The organism is Mucilaginibacter sp. McL0603 (genome assembly GCF_049992945.1).
Classification (GTDB): Bacteria; Bacteroidota; Bacteroidia; order Sphingobacteriales; family Sphingobacteriaceae; genus Mucilaginibacter.
Window position 1 is genome coordinate 2132796 of the sequence record NZ_CP188251.1, and the last position, 18161, is coordinate 2150956.

At 40.5% G+C, this 18161-nt stretch carries 26 protein-coding genes; 10 read left to right on the forward strand and 16 right to left on the reverse strand.

From position 1 onward, the window contains the following. Positions 1-182: 182 nt before the first annotated feature. Complete coding sequence (locus tag ACPPVU_RS09945) at positions 183-953, reverse strand: class I SAM-dependent DNA methyltransferase (protein ID WP_426671548.1); 771 nt, start codon at positions 951-953, stop codon at positions 183-185. A gap of 104 nt (positions 954-1057) precedes the next feature. On the opposite strand from ACPPVU_RS09945, the gene ACPPVU_RS09950 reads away from it, so the two are divergent. Continuing rightward, positions 1058-1321 carry a hypothetical protein gene (locus ACPPVU_RS09950; protein ID WP_426671549.1) on the forward strand — a complete coding sequence of 88 codons (264 nt, stop codon included), beginning with the start codon at positions 1058-1060 and terminating at the stop codon, positions 1319-1321. 75 nt (positions 1322-1396) lie between these two features. Here ACPPVU_RS09950 and ACPPVU_RS09955 read toward each other — a convergent pair whose 3' ends face one another. From ACPPVU_RS09955 to ACPPVU_RS10000, 10 genes are all read right to left on the reverse strand, one after another. Beyond that, positions 1397-1540 carry a hypothetical protein gene (locus tag ACPPVU_RS09955; protein WP_426671550.1) on the reverse strand — a complete coding sequence of 48 codons (144 nt, stop codon included), beginning with the start codon at positions 1538-1540 and terminating at the stop codon, positions 1397-1399. Between the two features lie 163 nt (positions 1541-1703). Further along, on the reverse strand, positions 1704-2210 hold the full coding sequence (locus tag ACPPVU_RS09960; RefSeq protein ID WP_426671551.1) for a hypothetical protein: 507 nt from the start codon (positions 2208-2210) through the stop codon (positions 1704-1706). Positions 2211-2369: 159 nt separating this feature from the next. Further along, positions 2370-2882, reverse strand: coding sequence for a DUF6252 family protein (locus ACPPVU_RS09965; protein ID WP_426671552.1), 513 nt, complete (start codon positions 2880-2882; stop codon positions 2370-2372). A 121-nt stretch (positions 2883-3003) separates the two neighbouring features. Next, positions 3004-3693, reverse strand: coding sequence for a 3-keto-disaccharide hydrolase (locus tag ACPPVU_RS09970; protein WP_426671553.1), 690 nt, complete (start codon positions 3691-3693; stop codon positions 3004-3006). A 113-nt stretch (positions 3694-3806) separates the two neighbouring features. Further along, positions 3807-4154: a hypothetical protein gene (locus ACPPVU_RS09975; protein ID WP_426671554.1), complete on the reverse strand. Its 348-nt coding sequence runs from the start codon at positions 4152-4154 to the stop codon at positions 3807-3809. A 7-nt stretch (positions 4155-4161) separates the two neighbouring features. Further along, complete coding sequence (locus tag ACPPVU_RS09980; protein WP_426671555.1) at positions 4162-5241, reverse strand: hypothetical protein; 1080 nt, start codon at positions 5239-5241, stop codon at positions 4162-4164. A 378-nt stretch (positions 5242-5619) separates the two neighbouring features. Further along, complete coding sequence (locus tag ACPPVU_RS09985; protein ID WP_426671556.1) at positions 5620-6690, reverse strand: HAMP domain-containing protein; 1071 nt, start codon at positions 6688-6690, stop codon at positions 5620-5622. 262 nt (positions 6691-6952) lie between these two features. Then, positions 6953-7717 (reverse strand): SDR family NAD(P)-dependent oxidoreductase, encoded by a 765-nt coding sequence (locus ACPPVU_RS09990; protein WP_426671557.1) that lies wholly within the window; start codon positions 7715-7717, stop codon positions 6953-6955. A gap of 96 nt (positions 7718-7813) precedes the next feature. Beyond that, entirely contained in the window at positions 7814-8020 is a 207-nt protein-coding gene (locus ACPPVU_RS09995; RefSeq protein WP_426672192.1) for a helix-turn-helix domain-containing protein, read from the reverse strand. A 37-nt stretch (positions 8021-8057) separates the two neighbouring features. Next, positions 8058-8723, reverse strand: a complete 666-nt coding sequence (locus ACPPVU_RS10000; protein WP_426671558.1) for an AraC family transcriptional regulator — start codon at positions 8721-8723, stop codon at positions 8058-8060. A 159-nt stretch (positions 8724-8882) separates the two neighbouring features. On the opposite strand from ACPPVU_RS10000, the gene ACPPVU_RS10005 reads away from it, so the two are divergent. Then, positions 8883-9143 (forward strand): (2Fe-2S) ferredoxin domain-containing protein, encoded by a 261-nt coding sequence (locus tag ACPPVU_RS10005; RefSeq protein ID WP_426671559.1) that lies wholly within the window; start codon positions 8883-8885, stop codon positions 9141-9143. On the opposite strand, the gene ACPPVU_RS10010 is transcribed toward ACPPVU_RS10005, so the two are convergent. The 3 genes from ACPPVU_RS10010 to ACPPVU_RS10020 form a co-directional block, all read right to left on the reverse strand. Continuing rightward, a complete protein-coding gene (locus ACPPVU_RS10010) occupies positions 9144-9674 on the reverse strand; it encodes a ferritin (protein ID WP_426671560.1) in 531 nt (176 codons plus the stop codon). 93 nt (positions 9675-9767) lie between these two features. Continuing rightward, positions 9768-10100, reverse strand: coding sequence for a hypothetical protein (locus tag ACPPVU_RS10015; RefSeq protein ID WP_426671561.1), 333 nt, complete (start codon positions 10098-10100; stop codon positions 9768-9770). Between the two features lie 620 nt (positions 10101-10720). Further along, positions 10721-11050: a GIY-YIG nuclease family protein gene (locus ACPPVU_RS10020; protein WP_426671562.1), complete on the reverse strand. Its 330-nt coding sequence runs from the start codon at positions 11048-11050 to the stop codon at positions 10721-10723. Between the two features lie 100 nt (positions 11051-11150). On the opposite strand from ACPPVU_RS10020, the gene ACPPVU_RS10025 reads away from it, so the two are divergent. From ACPPVU_RS10025 to fabF, 7 genes are all read left to right on the forward strand, one after another. Continuing rightward, on the forward strand, positions 11151-12089 hold the full coding sequence (locus ACPPVU_RS10025) for a helix-turn-helix domain-containing protein (protein ID WP_426671563.1): 939 nt from the start codon (positions 11151-11153) through the stop codon (positions 12087-12089). Between the two features lie 333 nt (positions 12090-12422). Beyond that, positions 12423-13163 carry an SDR family oxidoreductase gene (locus ACPPVU_RS10030; RefSeq protein ID WP_426671564.1) on the forward strand — a complete coding sequence of 247 codons (741 nt, stop codon included), beginning with the start codon at positions 12423-12425 and terminating at the stop codon, positions 13161-13163. A 188-nt stretch (positions 13164-13351) separates the two neighbouring features. Continuing rightward, positions 13352-14104, forward strand: a complete 753-nt coding sequence (locus ACPPVU_RS10035) for an SDR family oxidoreductase (RefSeq protein WP_426671565.1) — start codon at positions 13352-13354, stop codon at positions 14102-14104. Positions 14105-14216: 112 nt separating this feature from the next. Continuing rightward, entirely contained in the window at positions 14217-15074 is an 858-nt protein-coding gene (locus ACPPVU_RS10040) for an NAD(P)-dependent oxidoreductase (RefSeq protein ID WP_426671566.1), read from the forward strand. A gap of 4 nt (positions 15075-15078) precedes the next feature. After that, entirely contained in the window at positions 15079-15426 is a 348-nt protein-coding gene (locus ACPPVU_RS10045) for a hypothetical protein (protein ID WP_426671567.1), read from the forward strand. An 8-nt stretch (positions 15427-15434) separates the two neighbouring features. Continuing rightward, positions 15435-15758: a hypothetical protein gene (locus tag ACPPVU_RS10050; RefSeq protein WP_426671568.1), complete on the forward strand. Its 324-nt coding sequence runs from the start codon at positions 15435-15437 to the stop codon at positions 15756-15758. Between the two features lie 118 nt (positions 15759-15876). Beyond that, positions 15877-17115, forward strand: a complete 1239-nt coding sequence (gene fabF / locus ACPPVU_RS10055; RefSeq protein ID WP_426671569.1) for a beta-ketoacyl-ACP synthase II — start codon at positions 15877-15879, stop codon at positions 17113-17115. Positions 17116-17125: 10 nt separating this feature from the next. Here the strand turns inward: fabF and ACPPVU_RS10060 are convergent, their stop codons facing one another. Further along, a complete protein-coding gene (locus tag ACPPVU_RS10060; protein WP_426671570.1) occupies positions 17126-17524 on the reverse strand; it encodes a type II toxin-antitoxin system VapC family toxin in 399 nt (132 codons plus the stop codon). Further along, positions 17509-17745, reverse strand: coding sequence for a hypothetical protein (locus tag ACPPVU_RS10065; protein ID WP_426671571.1), 237 nt, complete (start codon positions 17743-17745; stop codon positions 17509-17511). The genes ACPPVU_RS10060 and ACPPVU_RS10065 overlap by 16 nt, the downstream gene beginning before the upstream one ends. Before the next feature lie 80 nt (positions 17746-17825). On the opposite strand from ACPPVU_RS10065, the gene ACPPVU_RS10070 reads away from it, so the two are divergent. Continuing rightward, positions 17826-18161 carry a cupin domain-containing protein gene (locus tag ACPPVU_RS10070; RefSeq protein ID WP_426671572.1) on the forward strand — a complete coding sequence of 112 codons (336 nt, stop codon included), beginning with the start codon at positions 17826-17828 and terminating at the stop codon, positions 18159-18161.

Consider the following 18161-nt stretch of genomic DNA (forward strand, 5'->3'; position numbering starts at 1 on the left):
TAAAGAATTGAATAAATCGATATAAATATAGGCAGTTTATTACTGTAAAAATAAGCGAGTAATGTATTATTATACAATAATTGTAAATACATGTACACCTAAAGCTTTTAAACATGGAGAAAAGCCAACAGGATTCACAAGCGAAGAACAAAAGGTGAATTTTTTGACTCCCAGATTGGAATTTATGCCTTAAATGCCACCATCACAGGCTGATAATACTCTGATTCCTCAGGCATCAACCATTTAATCCCTGTAAACCCCGCATTCTTAAAAATAGCATCCATTTCATTGCGCTGATAAGCCCGGTATTGTACTTTTCTTAAGCCTGTAGTGAAATTATCAGGTGCACCTTTTATAACGTAATGGTTGAGGGTATAAATGTTATTCTCCAGCCATTCCCAGGTTTGGAAAGTGAATGTTTTGGCGCCATCAATATCAGAAATAATAGGATATGTGCTGATGGGCTTATTTTTTAATAATTCATCGTAATCCCTGGTGCTGGCAATGAACAAACCTCCTGGTTTTATTTTCGATAGTATATTTTTTGCGGCCAATTGCAATTCGGCATCGCTTAGCAAATGAGGTAGGGAGTTGTCACAGCTGATCACTACATCAAAGATATCTTCGATCTCATTCTCGATCCGCAGAAAATCTGCAACTTTGAAATGTATACTGACATTTCTTTTTAATGCTTCTTCTTCGGCCCTTTTAATTGCCAGCGGACTTAGATCTGACGCTGTAACCGTATAACCCATTTGCGCTAAACCAATGGCTTGTGTACCAATGCCACACGAGCAATCTAATAATGTTTGGGCTGATCCATTCGCATATTCTTTGATGATCTTATCCAGGATTTTGGCCTGATTGGCAATCGCCTCATCCCAGTTACCAAAATTAAGATGGTAATCTGCAGACAGCTCATCATAAAATGTTTTTACCGGATTAAGCTCCATTATTGATTAATATAAGTCCACTATAAAGTTATCGACTAAACTTACTATTCGGTTTATCAGATCTAAATTTTTAAATTGTGAACTTTTGCAAAACAGTTCAATTTATGGAAGTATTTTTTATCAGGTATCGAAAAGTGCTGCTTTTCGCAAGTGTATTCATGTTTTTATATTTCTTTTATGAAATGTACAAGGGAATTGAAAGTATAAATTCAAGCAAGAAAGGCGAAGGTATCGGAACATTAATTGACGCTTGTATATCTCTTTTTGTATCGATTTACTTTTTTATTAACGTTCGCAAAGCAAGCAGAACACTCAAAGAAGCAAATACTGTTGCAGAACCAAATAGCGATAAAAATCCAGAAGGATGACAACTCAGAATTTACTGCACAAAAAAAGCGTTCATTGAACGCTTTTTCTTCATAGGTAGATGATATGTATTAATATTAAGCAGCGATCTGTCGCAGAAACGCGATGTTATTTTCATGTTGCTGAGCGGCCTTGAAAGCTTTTAAATCATTTATTAAAATAGCTCTCAGCTCAATGTCAAATGCTTTAAGCAGGATAGTTGTTTTAGTTGAGTTTTTCATAGTCTGGTTATTTATATACTCCATAATATATAAATATGATGCCAGTAGGAGTTTCCTGTTAATACAAGAATTCTCACTCCTGAAATTGTATGCTTTTGTGGACGTTTTTGCTTTAAATTGCTTACTAAATAGTTACCTACAACCAAACAAACAATCCCAATCTTTACTTGATAGTCAGGTTAAATTTCCCGTTAGTAACATTCTTTACAGTTGTTCCATCAGTAAAGAGTAGTTTACCGCTAAATGTACCTTGTATGTTTGTACTGCTCATCGAAGTGATCGTTACTGTTGTAGGATAGGCACCGTTTACATCTGTCGTATAATAAGATGGATGAGCGAGTGAGAATGGGCCTTTATTGTAAAGTACTGATACATAGCTTGAGTTATTAGTGCTGGCATTAGTATAACTGCCTTTTGCAAGGGTATTGTTAGATTCTATCGTGATCGCCATGCTGTCAGAACCAGTGCCGCTGCCATTACCCCCGGAGATTATAAGGTTGGAATTTAAGCTAATTGCAGTACCCAATTCAGCAATGGGATTGGTATTAAAACTTTCATCTACGCCGTCGATTGTTGCAGAAATCGTGTTCACCGGAATGTCGGAAGAGCTTTTTTTACATGAAGAAAATGCGAGTGTAACACAGATTGTAAATAGTAGGAGTTTTTTCATTTGATAATTTAATTTTTTAGTTCAGGTGCCGGTTATTACGATAAAGGCATAAAAGGGTTATGCGGAAATTGTCACCTTTTTATTACATATGCCGATGTGTGCAGTAAATCAGGTAGTTAATTTACCATCTGGCGGATAAGTTTACATTAAGTTATATTGTTAAAATGTCCTATCAAAGCGACCCTGGTCTATCGTCACTTCATCGCCTGCGGGGCTGACGGCCTTCATCGAAAAAATACCGGATATGATACGCTGCTGCCCGTCAAAAAAGGTAATGTCCATTGTGCCTTGCGTACATTTATACCGTGTTGTATCACTAAAAAAAATCGCAACGTTCACATTGGTCGTCAAATCATAGCTCCCTGTAGAGGTAACGTTCGGGACATTAAAGGTAATATACTGGTTCCCGCTGTTAGCAGCAAGGGTAAATGAATTAGACTGTAAATAAGAGTACAGTGCCGGTCCGCTGTCAGGACCTTTACTTTTGGGAAGCCATAATTGCCCGTTCAAATTAAACCCAAAGGTGTTTTTTCCCACATGCGTTTCCGCCGGGAGGGCAGGGGGGACGGCATCAGGGAAGATATGGATCTTAATGCAACCACAGGTTGCCATAACAAAAATAAAAACAAGGCCGGCAATTAAGTTTTTAGGATAAGGAAGTTGGACTTTCATTTTCGGTTAGGATGTTAAGGTTTTAGGATTTACATAAAAGTAAAAATTTACTTTAACATATACAACATTTCAGCCTGCGATCGGCGTCATTCCCATAGTAGTTCTAAGAACTTTTACAACCCTACAGCCTCTTTATCTTAATATTTCTGAGCCACACCTTTTGCCCGTGATGCTGGAACATGATATGCCCGCTGGTTGATTTGGCAAAGTTAGGGTTAGTGCGATATTTACTTTTGGCGATGAGGTCGTTGATCTCTTTTGAGTTTAGTTCGTATTCAACAACTTTAACGCCATTTATCCATTGCTCCACATGACCGTGATCTACGAGTAAACGTGCTGTATTAAATTCGCCTACCGGTTTCAGTACTTTGTTTTTCGGGGTTATCAGATCATACAATGAACCGGCTGAGCGCCTGGGCTCGTGGTCGTTAAAATCAATATCATCCAGTAGCTGGAACTCAAAATTATCCAACCAGTTGGGGCTGTTACCGTTACCTGATTCGTGGCTTGAGTTTTCCTGCACGTTATAAAATATCCCGCTGTTACCGGCTTTGGACATAGCCCATTCTAAAGTCAGGTCGAAATTGGTGTAAGTGTCTTTGGTAACCAGGTCGACATTCGGCACATCGGTTTGCGCTACCAGTGCACCGTTTTCCACTTTCCATGCGTTGGGGAAAGAATCCATTTTGTAGCCCCTCAATTCGTTTACAGATTTGCCGTCGAACAGGTAATGCCATCCATCTGATTGCTGCGCATAGATTATGGTGCCGAGGCAAAGTAGGGATAAACAAAGGATAAGGGTCTTTTTCATATTGATGGATAAATGTCAGGATAAAGCTAAACTTAATTTTTTATCTGTTCAAGAGGGCACAAGGTTGTTACATTATACGTGGTTTAAAGGGAGGTGGGTAAGATAGATGAACTTTAAATAATCCCTCCTGAAGCTGCTGCGGCAGCAACATTAATCAATATCCCTACCATGTTGCTGACCGTTTTGATAGTGGCAGCTATTTCGTCAAGTTTTTCGGCAGCCTCGTTGATCTGATCAGCCAGCTGATCAAGATTGTCGCCAACCCCTTTAAGTGCATCTATCAGGTCTTGTTCCGATTGAATAATGATATTGTTCTGAATATCACGAAGTGCGACAAGTGTATGTTCCAGTGCGGTACGGTTTGCTGATGCAATTGAGGGATCAGTTAGATTGATTTGTACCTGGCCGATTGCGTCAGTAACCTGTTGCAGCGTGAGCGATTTTGCGGTATCTAAATCCATAGCGTGATTATTTTACTTTTTTAATGGCTTTCAGGGTGGTATACATATTCTTGACATCACCGCAATAAGCCTGAACCTCGATAGCGATCTCTTTCAGGTTCTTTTTTTCCTGGACATCAATCAATAATTTATGATGCGCCTTTTTTAAACTTTCAATAGCGGTTAGCGTTTGGTTATACAATAGTTCCAGGTTGTCCAGGTCTTCCAGCATCTGGAAACAATCATGGTCATTGGCCAGGGAAGCAAACCTTTGGTTTTGTATCGTCCCCTTGTAAACAGGGAAGGCGACGGTATCCTTAACAGATGTTTTTGATTTCTCTTTGCCGCTTGATTTTTTTTGAACTTGTTTTAATGACTCAGGACGAAGACTTATCGAATCAGGTAAAGGGTTATAGCTCAGGAAAAATACATAATCCTGATGTACTTCTTTTCGTTCGTTAGCGATCAATTCAGGAAAAGTTAACGGGGTTCCAGTAGGGGATTTTAATGGTCCTTTAAGATGAGCAAGCATGGCATCCGCTAGCTGGGCGATCATCGGATCGGCCTTTTGTACAAACTCCTTCACTTCTTTTGCCTGCCGCGAGCGGATAAATTGCTCGCCACCGAGCGTCACCAATTCGGAAACTGCACCGCCAATGCCGGTGGGCAAGGGGTGGGCACTATTAATGGAATTGTATTGCTCAATCAGCCCGTCTAAATTAGTGCCCAGGCTTTGGGCGGCTGTGTCCAGTTGGGCACTGTGTTCGGGCGAAGTAAGGTATACTAATGATTGTCCGTACTTATCTATGATATGGATCGTCAGATCCAATTCCTGGTTTTTTGCAGTCAGGCTTTTTTTAAGCTGATAGGCAGAATTGATCGACTTATAATGATCTTCTGGTCCTGTTATAGAATTGGCGCTATACATCAGCGCTTTTTCATGTATAGCCAGGTACGAGCTATATAAGCTAACAGGGTACATAGAAAAGTTTGCGGTAAGAGAGCCGAACTCGTTCACCTCGGTTAACTGTGATTTTGTTAGGGATGCGCATCTGCTGAGTAGCAACAGGCTCAACAAAGCGCATAAGGTTTTGATGGTTATCTTCATGATCTAAAAATGCTATCCGATATTATTATAATAATATACAGACGTTTATCATTTTGATTTTAAACATTTTACAGATCAAATATAATTGTATTAATAGTATTTATATATGCGTAGAAATACGCTTTTTAATAGTATATTGATATATGTATAGTTGTGATAGCCGTTAGAACAATGACATTTTTCAGAAGCTGTCTATTTTTGATTTGAACACAAACGATGTAAGTTCATTGCCGTTGACTTCAGTCAACGGAATATTGGATAAAATAGGTGGCTTTAGCCCAAATATCCGCCCGAATAATTCGGCTAAAGCCAGATAAAGGCCCTACTTCACCGTTGACTGAAGTCAACGGCAATGAATGAAATGTTTTAGATGGTTTCTCAGATCTCGTGGAATTCTGTCAAATTCCGTAATACATATATTTTCCCGGCTGATACACGGGCAATATTGATTTCGTCATCCTTCAGATTTGTTATGTTCGGAATAAATATCTCTACACTTTCAAGCTGAAAGACAGACTCTTTACCTGCATGCGCAATTTTTAGAGAACTATTGTCGCCCTGGCTTTCCAGTATCGATTTAAGTATATTATTATTGGCCTGAAATTGGGGGGCAGTTTTGCCTTTTAGTTTATGATCATGCAAGTTTAGCAAGTCTTGTGCGGCTGTGTTGACGAACAATATTTCCTGCTTTTCATTCAAAACGAGAACGGCATCATGTACATGCTCAATAATGGTTTCGATGCGTTGTTGCTCTGCTAATATTTGACTTGAATTATTTTGGTCGAGGTTTTTCAGGTTTTCGGCCATATTGTTAAATGCTGCAGACACTTCTGCAAATTCATCGCTCTTGCTAAAGTAGAGGCGGTGGTTGTAATTTTTCCGGCTGATTTCGCCTAATCCATCTGTAAGTGTTATTAGTGGTTCGGCAATAAAGCCACTGATGTTTACACTAAAGCTAAAAAGGGCTAAAAAAGTAACGCAGCCGATAATACCGAGAATTAGTGTAGCATTGTTTACAGATGCCTGAGCTGCGTCGGTTTTACGCACAATAGCCTGCATATTTAATTCTTCTACCTTACGCAGGTCTAAACGGGCATCGTGTTCGGCATTTTGTTGTTGTGCCAGGCTGATTGCTGGTAGTTTTAATATGCTAAAGGCTGTTCTTAGAGCAGATGTAGCATCGCCTTCACCGTTTTCGGTGATGTTATTCTCCTGTTTTAGCAGTTGTTTATTGAATGCTGATCTCGCTGCATCGCTTAGTGGAAGATTGTTTTCGTCCAGCACCGTTCTCATTTCCCTGGCGAAACTGAGACTCTCATAATTGTTTTTGAGGATGACTTTGGAACTCTCGGATAGCCTGTTGATGAAAAATATAGATAACGCTCCTGCGAAAAGAATGGAGATAAAAATAAGGCTAAAGCCAAGCCTGATCTTATATTTAATTTTCATGACCTTTTTTGTTTTACGTGGTTACTATGATCCGGAACAAAATTTAATAAGGTCTTGTTTAAGATAAAATTACGGAATTTTTTTTCGCATACCAGAGAAATCAGGAAGATAATATACTAATCAGAAGGGTGGAATGCCCTTGCGGAACTAAGTGAAATAGTGGAATGTTATGCGAGCCGGTCGAAGGATGGGGGCAAAGGCCTGCCGCACCGCTCTTCGACAGGCTCAGAGTGACAACCTTTTTAACTTAATACATTGTGTTTTACACAAATATACCACCTGATAACTCAATGCGTTGTGCATTAACCCATTTGGCATCTTCGGTGCATAAAAAGGCGACAACACCACCTACATCATCGGGCAAGCCAACACGGCCCAGGGCGGTTAAACCGGCTATCATTTTATTTAAATTTTCATTGTCTCTAACTGCGCCGCCACCGAAATCGGTTTCGATAGCGCCGGGGGCAATCACATTTACTGCGATGCCGCGTTCGCCCAGTTCTTTAGCCATATATCTGCTTAATACTTCTATTGCGCCTTTCATGGCTGCATAAGCTGAATAGCCGGGAAAGCTGAAACGTGCCAATCCGCTTGACAGGTTAATGATGCGGCCACCGTTATTAATCAGCGGTAATGCTTTTTGTGTCAAAAAGAATACGCCTTTAAAGTGAATGTTCATCAGCTGATCAAACTCATCTTCGCTGGTTTCGGCAAATGAGTTATGGACGCCGATGCCTGCATTGTTGATCAGGAAGTCGAAATGATCTGTTCCGAATGTGTCTTTCAATACGATTTTCAGCTGACCGAAGAACGTGTCGAAGCTTTTAATGTCGCCGGTGTTCAATTGTAAGGCGGCGGCTTTTCGACCTGCCTTTTCAATTTCGGTCACTACAGCTTGTGCGTCGTCTTTTTTACTGTTGTAGGTAAGCACTACGTTGATGCCTTTTTTGGCAAGGCTTAAAGCCATGTCTTTGCCCAGTCCGCGGCTGCCGCCGGTTACCAGTGCTATTTTGTTCTTTGTTTCCATCTTATCTAAATGTTTTGATAGAACAAAATTACAACGGATTGTTTTTAGCTGTTTGCAAACATCAATCCAATAGTTGCAAAATTCAAATATGCGATATTAAGAGCGGAAGGCTAAAGGTGCTAATGTGGTCTGTTTCCTGAAAAAGTTTGAAAAATGTGCTACCTGTTCAAAACCGAGACTGTAGGCTATTTCAGAAATGTTCCAGTCGGTTTGTTTAAGTAATATTTTAGCTTCCTGTATTATCCGGCCGGCAATAATATCTGTGGTGGTTTTACCGGTATTCTCTTTTAATACTTTGTTCAGATGATTTACATGAACAGCAAGGCGATCTGCATAATCTTTAGCGGTTCGTAAACCTACCTAATTTTTGATGCTGCGATTCTATTGGGAATTGCCTCTCTAACAATTCGATAAATAAAGAGGATACCCGTGCAGAAGCGGTATGTGAGGGGTAGAGCGCAGTAGCTGGTTGCAGCTTCTGTCCATAATGGATCAGCTCCAATACATAGTTACGGATAAGATCATATTTGAACGCATAATCAGATGCAAGCTCTTTGTGCATCTTCTTTAGGATTGCGGTTATTTCTTCAGCTTCCTCGTCTGATACCTCAAAAATAGGATAGCCGCCCGGCTGGAAGATGGGCAGGTCATCCAGCACAACGCCGCTTTTGCTTTGTATCAGAAATTCATCGGTAAAAATGCAAAAGTAGCCAGATTGGTTATCATCCTGTGGTACATAGTTGTAAGGTATCTTTGGCGTGGCAAAGAGCAGGGCATTCTTTTCAATGTCGATCACCTTATCAGCATATTCTGCTTTGTTATGACCACGGATCATGCTGATCTTATAATAAGCGCGCCTGTTGTAAGGCATTATGCCCTTTTTGGCTGCGCTGCCCATAAAATCATCTATCTTGAACACATTAAAATGACCGATTTCCTTATTGATCCCTTCAGGAATAAGAATGGAAGTTTGCTGATAAAATTCTTCCAGTGATGTAATTGCCATGACCCTTTGCTTTGCAAAATTCAAATATAGGGGTTGGTGATCAGAGATTGGTGATTAGTAGTCAGGTTTTTACTTCGGCAAATTAAAATGACATTTGCTTATTACTATCTACAAAATAAATGACCAACTTTGATATTAAGTAAAAGTTAAATAAAGGTAATGAGCAAGTTTACAGTGCCTGATAAAGTGCTATACGTGTGCACCGGCAGCAAGTGCGGCAAAAAAGGAGGGAAGGAAATGTTTAAACTGTTAAAATCCTATACCAAACATTTACCGCACGGCAAAGATATAGAAGTGATACGCACCGAATGTACCGACCGCTGCGACTACGCCCCGGTATGCGCCATACAACCCGGCAATATCTGGTTAAAGGAATATCACAAAAAAGAGGTGCTGAAATTACTTGGGCTTGCAGACTGACTAAGCTTCAGGGTTGTACCTGATATCGCCCACATGCTTGTCTATCTGCCATCTGCCGGTACCTTCTTCGCCAATTACTTCGAATAGTTCCAGCGCACGGCGTGCTTTGTATTCTTCTTCGCGCTGTTCTTTCAGGAACCAGTTTAGAAATTCCATGGTTACAAAGTCCTGCGATTTAAGGCAGCGGGCATAGATGTTATTGATGGCATGGGTAACGCTGATCTCCTGGTCAAGGGCTTCCTCAAACACTTCGCGGAATGAATTATATTCCAGTTTAATGTCAGCTATTTCGGGTGATACGGCATTGCCGCCCATATCCAGTATATACTTGTAAAATTTAAGCTGGTGCTGTCTTTCCTCATTGGCTTGTTTAAAAAAGTATTCAGACGAGAAATCGTAACCGTTGCGGTTACACCATGAGGCCATAGATAAATATACGGCTGATGAATATGCTTCTTTCTTAACCTGTTGGTTGAGCAGCATTTCTATTTCGTTCGAAATAAGCGATTTTACACGGATGAGGTCTTTCATAACGGCTTATATTGAGTATGTTAACAATAGATATACACAATATTAACGCTATAGTTTGATATTCAAATCAAATATATGCTATCAGTTTAAATATCAGGCGTATATGCGTTGCAACCTGTCGTGGAGGATGTTATTTAGTTCGAGCATTACAAATGTGCCTTCCAGTATTTCTTTAAGGGCGATGATCTGTATCAGGGTAAGTACGTAGCAATGGTCGCAGGCGCAGATGAAAATGATCTCTACATCCGGAGATTTAGAATCATCCAACAGGGCCTTTTCGATATCGACATTATAAACGGCTTTACGCAGTTTAAGGAGATTGCGGTAATCAAAGCGGGCAAATTTTCCGGCGAAATCAACATACCAGCACCTATCCGTATCACATTGAAAAATTGCACCCTTGTCTGTGCCGAAAACCTCTGTCATTTTTTAATCAGCAATATAAATTGTAAGACGGGTACAAATATGAGTCTTATTTATAATTAATCCAAATAAACCAATCAATTTTTATTTTGTCATGTTGAGCATAGCGAAACATCTTCTTCACCCTGCTAATCGGTTATGCATATAGAAGAAGATTCTTCACTATGTTCAGAATGACAAGTTTGTTTTTTTACTATTTGTCATGTTGAGTGATAACGAAACATCTTCTTCACCCTGCTAATCGGTTATGCATATAGAAGAAGATTCTTCACTATGTTCAGAATGACAAGTTTGTTTTTTTACTATTTGTCATGTTGAGTGATAACGAAACATCTTCTTCGCCCTGCTAATCGGTCATGCATATTGAAGAAGATTCTTCACTATGTTCAGAATGACAAGTTTGTTTTTTTACTATTTGTCATGTTGAGTGATAACGAAACATCTTCTTCACCCTGCTAATCGGTTATGCATATAGAAGAAGATTCTTCACTATGTTCAGAATGACAAGTTGGTTTTTTTACTATTTGCCATGTTGAGTGATAACGAAACATCTTCTTCACCCTGCTAATCGGCTATGCATAACGAAGAAGATTCCTCACTACGTTCAGAATGACAGAGGCTGATTAAAATTCACTGTTGGATTTAGGCGGCCACTCCATAATATCACTATTCAAAAATCGCCACCCAGGATTTTCTTCTTCAATTAATTTTATTTTCTTACTTCTTAACCAGCCTTTGATCTCCTTTTCTCTTTCAATAGCATGGTTAACATATTGATACCTTTCATACCATAGAAGATAAAAGCATTTGTATTTACTTGTAAAGCTTTCCTTTTGATCAATTCCGAAGTAATGTTCATATAGTCGTCTTTCCAAATCGTTTGTTATGCCCGTGTAAAGAACTTTTTTGCTATAGTTAGTTAAGATGTAGGTATAGAAATTGTATTGACGCATGGTTTAGTGAGGGAAAATTAAGAAATGTTCTTGATAAACAGAGGATCACCAGATGATTTTTAGCTGTAATAATAAAACGCTTTTGTTATTTTGCATTATTATGCAGGCAGCAGAAAAGATATTAGTTTTCAATAGCATTCAGGAATTGTACCGATACCTCAACCTGCCTGTCGATAAGATCGATGAGAAAACAGAGTTTGCTATCCATAATCTGAAGGATATACACGCCGAACTACCTTACCGGTCGCCTTTGTTCAAGATCAATTATTTTTCGTTTCTATTTGTTAAAAACGCGAAAGGAAGATACTCGACTGATGAGCAATATTTTGATACCCAACCGGGCACTATTTATTTTACTAATCCGGGGCATTACAAATCATTTGAATGGGAACGGATAGATGAGGTTTACCAGATCAATCTAAGCGAATCCTTTTTAAAGGAAAACGTACATCCCCATATATTCGATGAGTTTTCCTTTCTGCTGGCCGAAACCGTACCACCTCGCAACCTGACGCCAGAAGTATTTGCGGAGTTTGAGCACTTGTACCTGCAAATATTAAAAGAATACGTTTCACATTCGCCGTACCGAAACCGGCTGATCGGTAACCTGTTTGTGGTACTGTTATTAAAGATAAAGGAATATTTCTGGCACGACTACAACCCGATATATGAAGGTAACCGCAGTTCAGTCATCGTTAAAAATTTTAAAATGCTGCTTGAGAAACATTACCGTGACCTGAGCAAGGGCCTGGTAGAAAAAGCTTATCGTGTACAGGATTATGCCGATGCTCAAAGCCTGCACCCTAATTATTTGAATAATGTGATCACTGCCAAAACCGGAAAGTCTGTCGGCACCTGGATCGCTGAAAAAACCATTGCGGAGGCTAAATCACTTTTGCAAAATTCATCCTCATCTATTAAAGAAATATCCTATTTGCTGGGCTTTTCAGAATCGACCCACTTCAGCAATTATTTTAAAAAGCATACAGGTATCTCCCCGGTTTTGCACAGAAATCAGCATAGTAAGGCGGTGTCTTAGTGTATTTGCTTGTCCTATTATTAGGTGGCTCCTATGGAGCCTAGCGACTGATTTTAATTTTCTATAAACAGGGAGCTCCTATGGAGCTATTAAATGGGCTAGGCCAGACTCCATAGGAGTCACCTGTTTATAGAAATCAGATTAAAAGAATTACAAGGCTCCATAGGAGCCTCCTTTATAAACCATACCTCACCGTTTAACGCATCGAGTCAATTGTATTTTTGCTGCTCTCCTCACTACATCTTTGAAACTTGCATGTAATGCTTTGAGATGTGTATCATTCGGGGGGCCTTCTCTCCGCACCTTTGTTATATCATTTAAAACAAAGGAAATATGAAAACGTTAGAATCAAAAGTAATCTTAGTAACCGGCGCCTCAAGAGGCATTGGTGCAGCAGTAGCTCTTAAAATGGCAGATGCCGGGGCTAAAGTAATTATCAACTATGCAGGCGGCCAGGATGCTGCCGAACAAACCGTTAACCAGATCAAACAACAGGGCGGCGATGCCATAGCCCTGCAGGCTGATGTAAGTAAAGCCGACGAAGTAAAGGCCATGTTTGATGCCGCCATCGCCCACTATGGCCGTATTGATGTACTGGTAAACAATGCCGGTGTCATGACGCTAAAACCTTTGAAGGATTCGACCGACGAAGATTTTTCACGCCAGTTTGATATCAATGTACGAGGCACTTTCAACACCTTGCGTGAAGCTGCTACCCGCCTGGCCGATAATGGTAGTATCATCAATTCCTCTACTACCCAAACCCGCGCCAGCTTCCCTGGTTATGGCATCTACGCAGCAACTAAGGCGGCTGTGGACCAGTTCACCCGCATATTCGCAAAAGAAGTTGGCGGCAGGGGTATTAATGTGAATTCAATACAGCCCGGCCCAATAGCAACTGCCCTGTTCCTGGACGGAAAATCAGAAGAAGTAATTGCCAGACTTGCTGCTGCTAATCCCTTCAACCGGTTGGGTACTCCCGATGACGTTGCCCGCGTGGTAACCTTCCTTGCCAGCGACGATGCCAAATGGATATCAGGTCAGAATATTGCGCTAAATGGTGGTATGGCGTGAGGGGAGGAAGTCGGAAGTCGGAAGTCGGAAGTCGGAAGTCGGAAGTCGGAAGTCGGAAGTCGGAAGTCGGAAGTCGGAAGTCGGAAGTTGGAAGTTGGAAGTCGGATGTTGGAAGTCGGAAAGATTGAAGTAAATCGGTGTAATCAAAACAAAATCAGTGTAATCAAAAATAAAAAAACATAGAAATCATGAACACATTAAAAAATAAAGTAGCTCTTATAACCGGATCAGCCAGGGGATTGGGTAAAGCCATTGCGGAACGTTATGCAGCAATGGGAGCAGACATTGTTGTCAATTATTCAAGAGATAAAGCATCTGCCGATGAAGTGGTGAGCAATATCAAAGCAATGGGTGCAAGGGTGATAGCCGTTCAGGCCGATGTGAGTAAAGTAGCCGACATTGCAAGGCTATTTGAAGAAGCAAAAAAGGAGTTTGGTAAAATAGACATCGTGGTAGCTAATGCGGGCATCGAACTGGTAGAAACACCTGTAGAGGAATTTACCGAAGAACAATTTGACCGCGTATTTTCTATCAATACAAAAGGTACTTACTTCACCATGCAGCAGGCCGCGAAAAATGTGACCGACAATGGCCGGATCATTTATATCGCCTCAAGTACAACATCTTTCCCGGTAACAGGAATGGCCGTATATGGCGGGAGCAAAACTACTCCACGTTATTTGGTGGATGTGTTGTCAAAAGAAATTGGGCATCGTGGGGTAACCGTAAATTCGATCATTCCTTTTGCTGTTGACCACTCAGGTATATTTGCAGAAGCAAGCAGTTATCCTGAACTGAGAAAACAATTGCTGGATAGTTGCCCTATGGGTAGACTGGCCGAAGTAGAAGACGTAGCCAATGCAGCAGAATTCTTCGCAAGCGACCTGTCATCATTTGTTAACGGTCAGCACTTATTGGTGAATGGCGGTGCAACAAATTAATCATCCAAAATAAACCATATGGTAAATGTCATATTTACCATATGATAATTTGAACATGATTATATTCTGAGAAATTTGCGTTAACAAATAACATCTTTAAAAACATCATATCATGAACACAACAAAAATTGGCTGGATTGGGCTTGGCAAAATGGGCGTACCTATGTCGCAACAATTAATAAAAGCAGGCTACCCTGTATCAGTTTATAACCGCAGTAAGGACAAGGAAGATTCTTTTAAATCAATGGGTATAGCAACCGCCTTGTCGCCTGCATTATTAGTGCAGAATTCAGATGTAGTTATTATCATGGTGTCTGATGATAAGGCTATCAACGATATTTTTAAGGGAGATAATGGCTTGCTAAATGCGAAAGTGAGCGGTAAGATCATCATCAACATGAGCACTGTTTCGCCGGCTATCAGTAAAGAGATGGCTTTGTTATGTGAAAAGCAAGGCAATCATTATCTGGATGCGCCGGTATCCGGAAGTGTAAAACAGGCTGAAGATGGTCAGCTTGTTATTATGGTTGGCGGCGAAGAAAAAGCATTTGAACAAGCCAAACCTGTATTGGAAAAAATTGGCAGGCTTGCGATGCGGGTAGGCGATACAGGTGCAGGCAATACTGCCAAACTGGTGATCAATACCCTGCTTGGCGTATATGCGCAGGGCCTTGCTGAAGCGGTAGTATTTGCCGGGCAAAATGGTATAAAAAATACAGACCTGTTAACGTTGATCAATAATAGCGCATTAGGCAGCCCCTTTATTAAAATCAAAGGTGATGCTATTATTAACGATAATTACAACGCCGCATTTGCCCTGAAGCATATTGCAAAAGACCTGCGCCTTGCAAAAGACCTTGGCTTGGCTACACCGCTGGGCGAAGTGGCATTTAAAACCTTCCAGGAAGCCGAACCTGCCCTGGGCGAACAGGATATTATTTCGGTTATCAAGCAAATAAATAAGCAGTAAGATCATGTTAACCAGGATCATCAGCGGTCTGCTTACACTTTTTGTAGTGTACATGGGATTTAAACAAGGCTTGGCAATGGTAAGTGCCAAGCCTATAATGCTGGATATGTTTGGTAAATGGCATTTCAGCAATACAGGCATTGTAGCGTTTGGCATAATTACGTTGTTAAGCGCCCTGCTTATTTTATTCCCTCAAACTTTTACTGCCGGTAATATATTGATGGCAATAACCATATTGGTTATTATCGGTCTGCAATTGTCTATTAAGGATGTAAAAGGTGCACTTATTGAAGTCCCTTTTTTGCTGATGAACCTGGTATTGATCTGGTTACAATATCCACTATCTAAATAAAAAACATCATGAACACTGCTATAATCACTAACCGAGTAGCAAAAGAGGCAATCGATGCCTTGCAAGCCGGTGATAAAAATGCCTGGTTTAAATTATTTACTGTTGATGCACTGCTTTTTGATGACGGAAATAAAATAGATTTCAAAGGATTTTCTGAAAGCGCGCTCGGGCATGAACGCTTTACCAGTATAGATAAGATTGAAAATGAAGGGTTAAGCCTCTATGGAAAGTTTCACAGCGATAAATGGGGCAATTTTAAAACCTATTTTAAATTCCATATAAACAGCAGCGGTAAGATACAGCGTCTTGAGATTGGGCAGGCTGATTATTAAATACTTGACTTGTCTGTCAGCAAACAGTCAAGTAACACTCGTTTTACAATCCGATTGTTAATAATACCAATTGGTATTATTTATATTGCTATGTTTGCCGAAATTTTATTGAATAACTATGTTAAATAGGGTAGTAGTAACGGGTTTAGGTGCATTAACACCACTGGGTAATGATGTTAAAACGTTTTGGAAAAATATTGTAGCCGGCAAAAGCGGGGCTGCAAAGATCACTAAGTTTGACTCTACACTGTTCAGGACGCAGTTTGCCTGTGAACTGAAAGATTTTAATGTGACCGACTACCTGGACAGGACCGAAATAAAGAGGACTGACTCCTTTACACAATATGCTTTGATAGCAACAGACGAGGCTATAAAGGATTCGGGCTTTGATTTTAAAGCGATGGACCCTTTTGATGTTGGTGTGATATGGGGAACAGGGCAAGGTGGAATGGAAACATTTGAGCAACAGGTAACTGAATATGCTTTGGGTGATGGCCATCCGCGTTTTAGTCCGTTTTTTGTCCCCAAATTTTTGACTAACATGGCATCGGGCATGATCTCTATCCGCAATGGATTTATGGGGGTTAATTATACGCCGATATCTGCTTGTGCCACATCTAATACAGCCATAATGGAGGCCTTTAACCATATCCGGTTGGGTAAAGCCAAAATCATAGTAACAGGTGGTTCCGAAGCGCCCATAACCCCGGTATCGTTTGGGGGTTTTAGCTCGATGAAAGCCATGTCTTCAAGAAATGATAATCCGCAGCATGCGTCAAGGCCCTTTGACGTAGATCGCGACGGGTTTGTGATGGCAGAAGGTGCAGGCGCATTGGTTTTGGAAGATTATGAGCACGCTGTAAAAAGAGGCGCACATATTTATGCTGAAGTAACCGGTGCTGCAATGACCGCAGATGCTTATCACATGACATCCACTCATCCCGAAGGAATTGGCGCCACAAAGGCAATGCAATTGGCATTGAAAGAATCAGGGATAGGCATTAGCGATGTGGACCACCTAAATATGCACGCTACCTCTACCCATGTAGGTGACTTATCGGAGCTTAAGGCAGTTTTGGCATTGGGTAGCATTGATAGATTGAAGATCAGCGCGACCAAATCCATGACCGGACATTTGCTTGGCGCTGCCGGTGCAGCCGAGGCCATAGTTTCTATACTTTCAATCCGCGACCAGGTGATTCCGCCAACTATCAATACAGAAGTTTTAGATCCGGCTATTCCGTCAAACTTGCATATCGTTTTAAAAGAATCGATTAATCACAAAGTGAAGGTAGCCATGAGCAATACTTTTGGCTTTGGCGGGCACAATGCTACGGTGATATTTAGGGCGGTGTAAGTATATGACATCAGTTAGTTTGTTCAACTAACTGAATTTTATCAACCCTTTCAAAGTGTTTTTTGTTAAGTGTTACTAAAGGGATATTATGATGAATTGCGGTAGCTGCAATAAATAGGTCGGGTATTGCAATTTGCTTTCTTTTCTTTTTCAAGGCGGCATCAATATTTGCAGCTTCTATGGATATTTCTGCATTGAAGGGCAATACCGTAATTTTCTGAAAGAATTCGTTCCAAAAATCAGACTGCTCATTGCTTGAACCTGTATATATTTCGAAATGTGTTACTGCTGAAACTGCGAATATAGAAGGGGTTTGAAGCAAACCAAAAAGTGCACTCTTACTTTTATCCTTTTTCCTGTAATATTCTATAAGAATAGAGGTGTCGAGCAAAACTACTTCGTTCTCCATTTATTCAGTCTGGTTCTGGTTTCCTTATAGATATCATATTGATGATCACCCATGACCGGGCCATTCAATAGGAATTTTTGAAAATCATCAGTACTGGCCTGTCCTTTACCATCTGTCTTTTTTGCTGATAGTTCGGCCTTTAATTGTACAATCTTGGCCGCAGGCAATTGATTAATTGCTTTTAAAAGTTGTTCAAACCCGATGTCTACTTTTAATTCCATATATCAAATTTAGTAAGAAAAATATAGAACTTACTAATCAATGCTCTACAATTGTATATTTAACCTTTCAATCAATCGCAATGGATACTACCATCTTTCGCCAGTTTTCTGACATCGCAACCAAAGAGATCGCACCAGGTTTTTTTTCTAAGCTGATCCACACCGATACCAATACTATCAATTTTATCGAAGTGAAGGCCGGTTGTTCTGTGCCACTGCACAGACATGTTCATCAGCAAAGCGCCTTTGTGCTCGAGGGTAAATTTGAGCTGACTGTTAACGGCGATCCACAAGTTTTAGAGCCGGGAATGTTTGCTGTTATTCCATCAAATGTGGAGCATGGGGGTAAAGCAATTACTAATTGCAAACTGCTGGATATTTTCAGTCCGGTGAGGGAAGATTACAGGGCCTTGTAG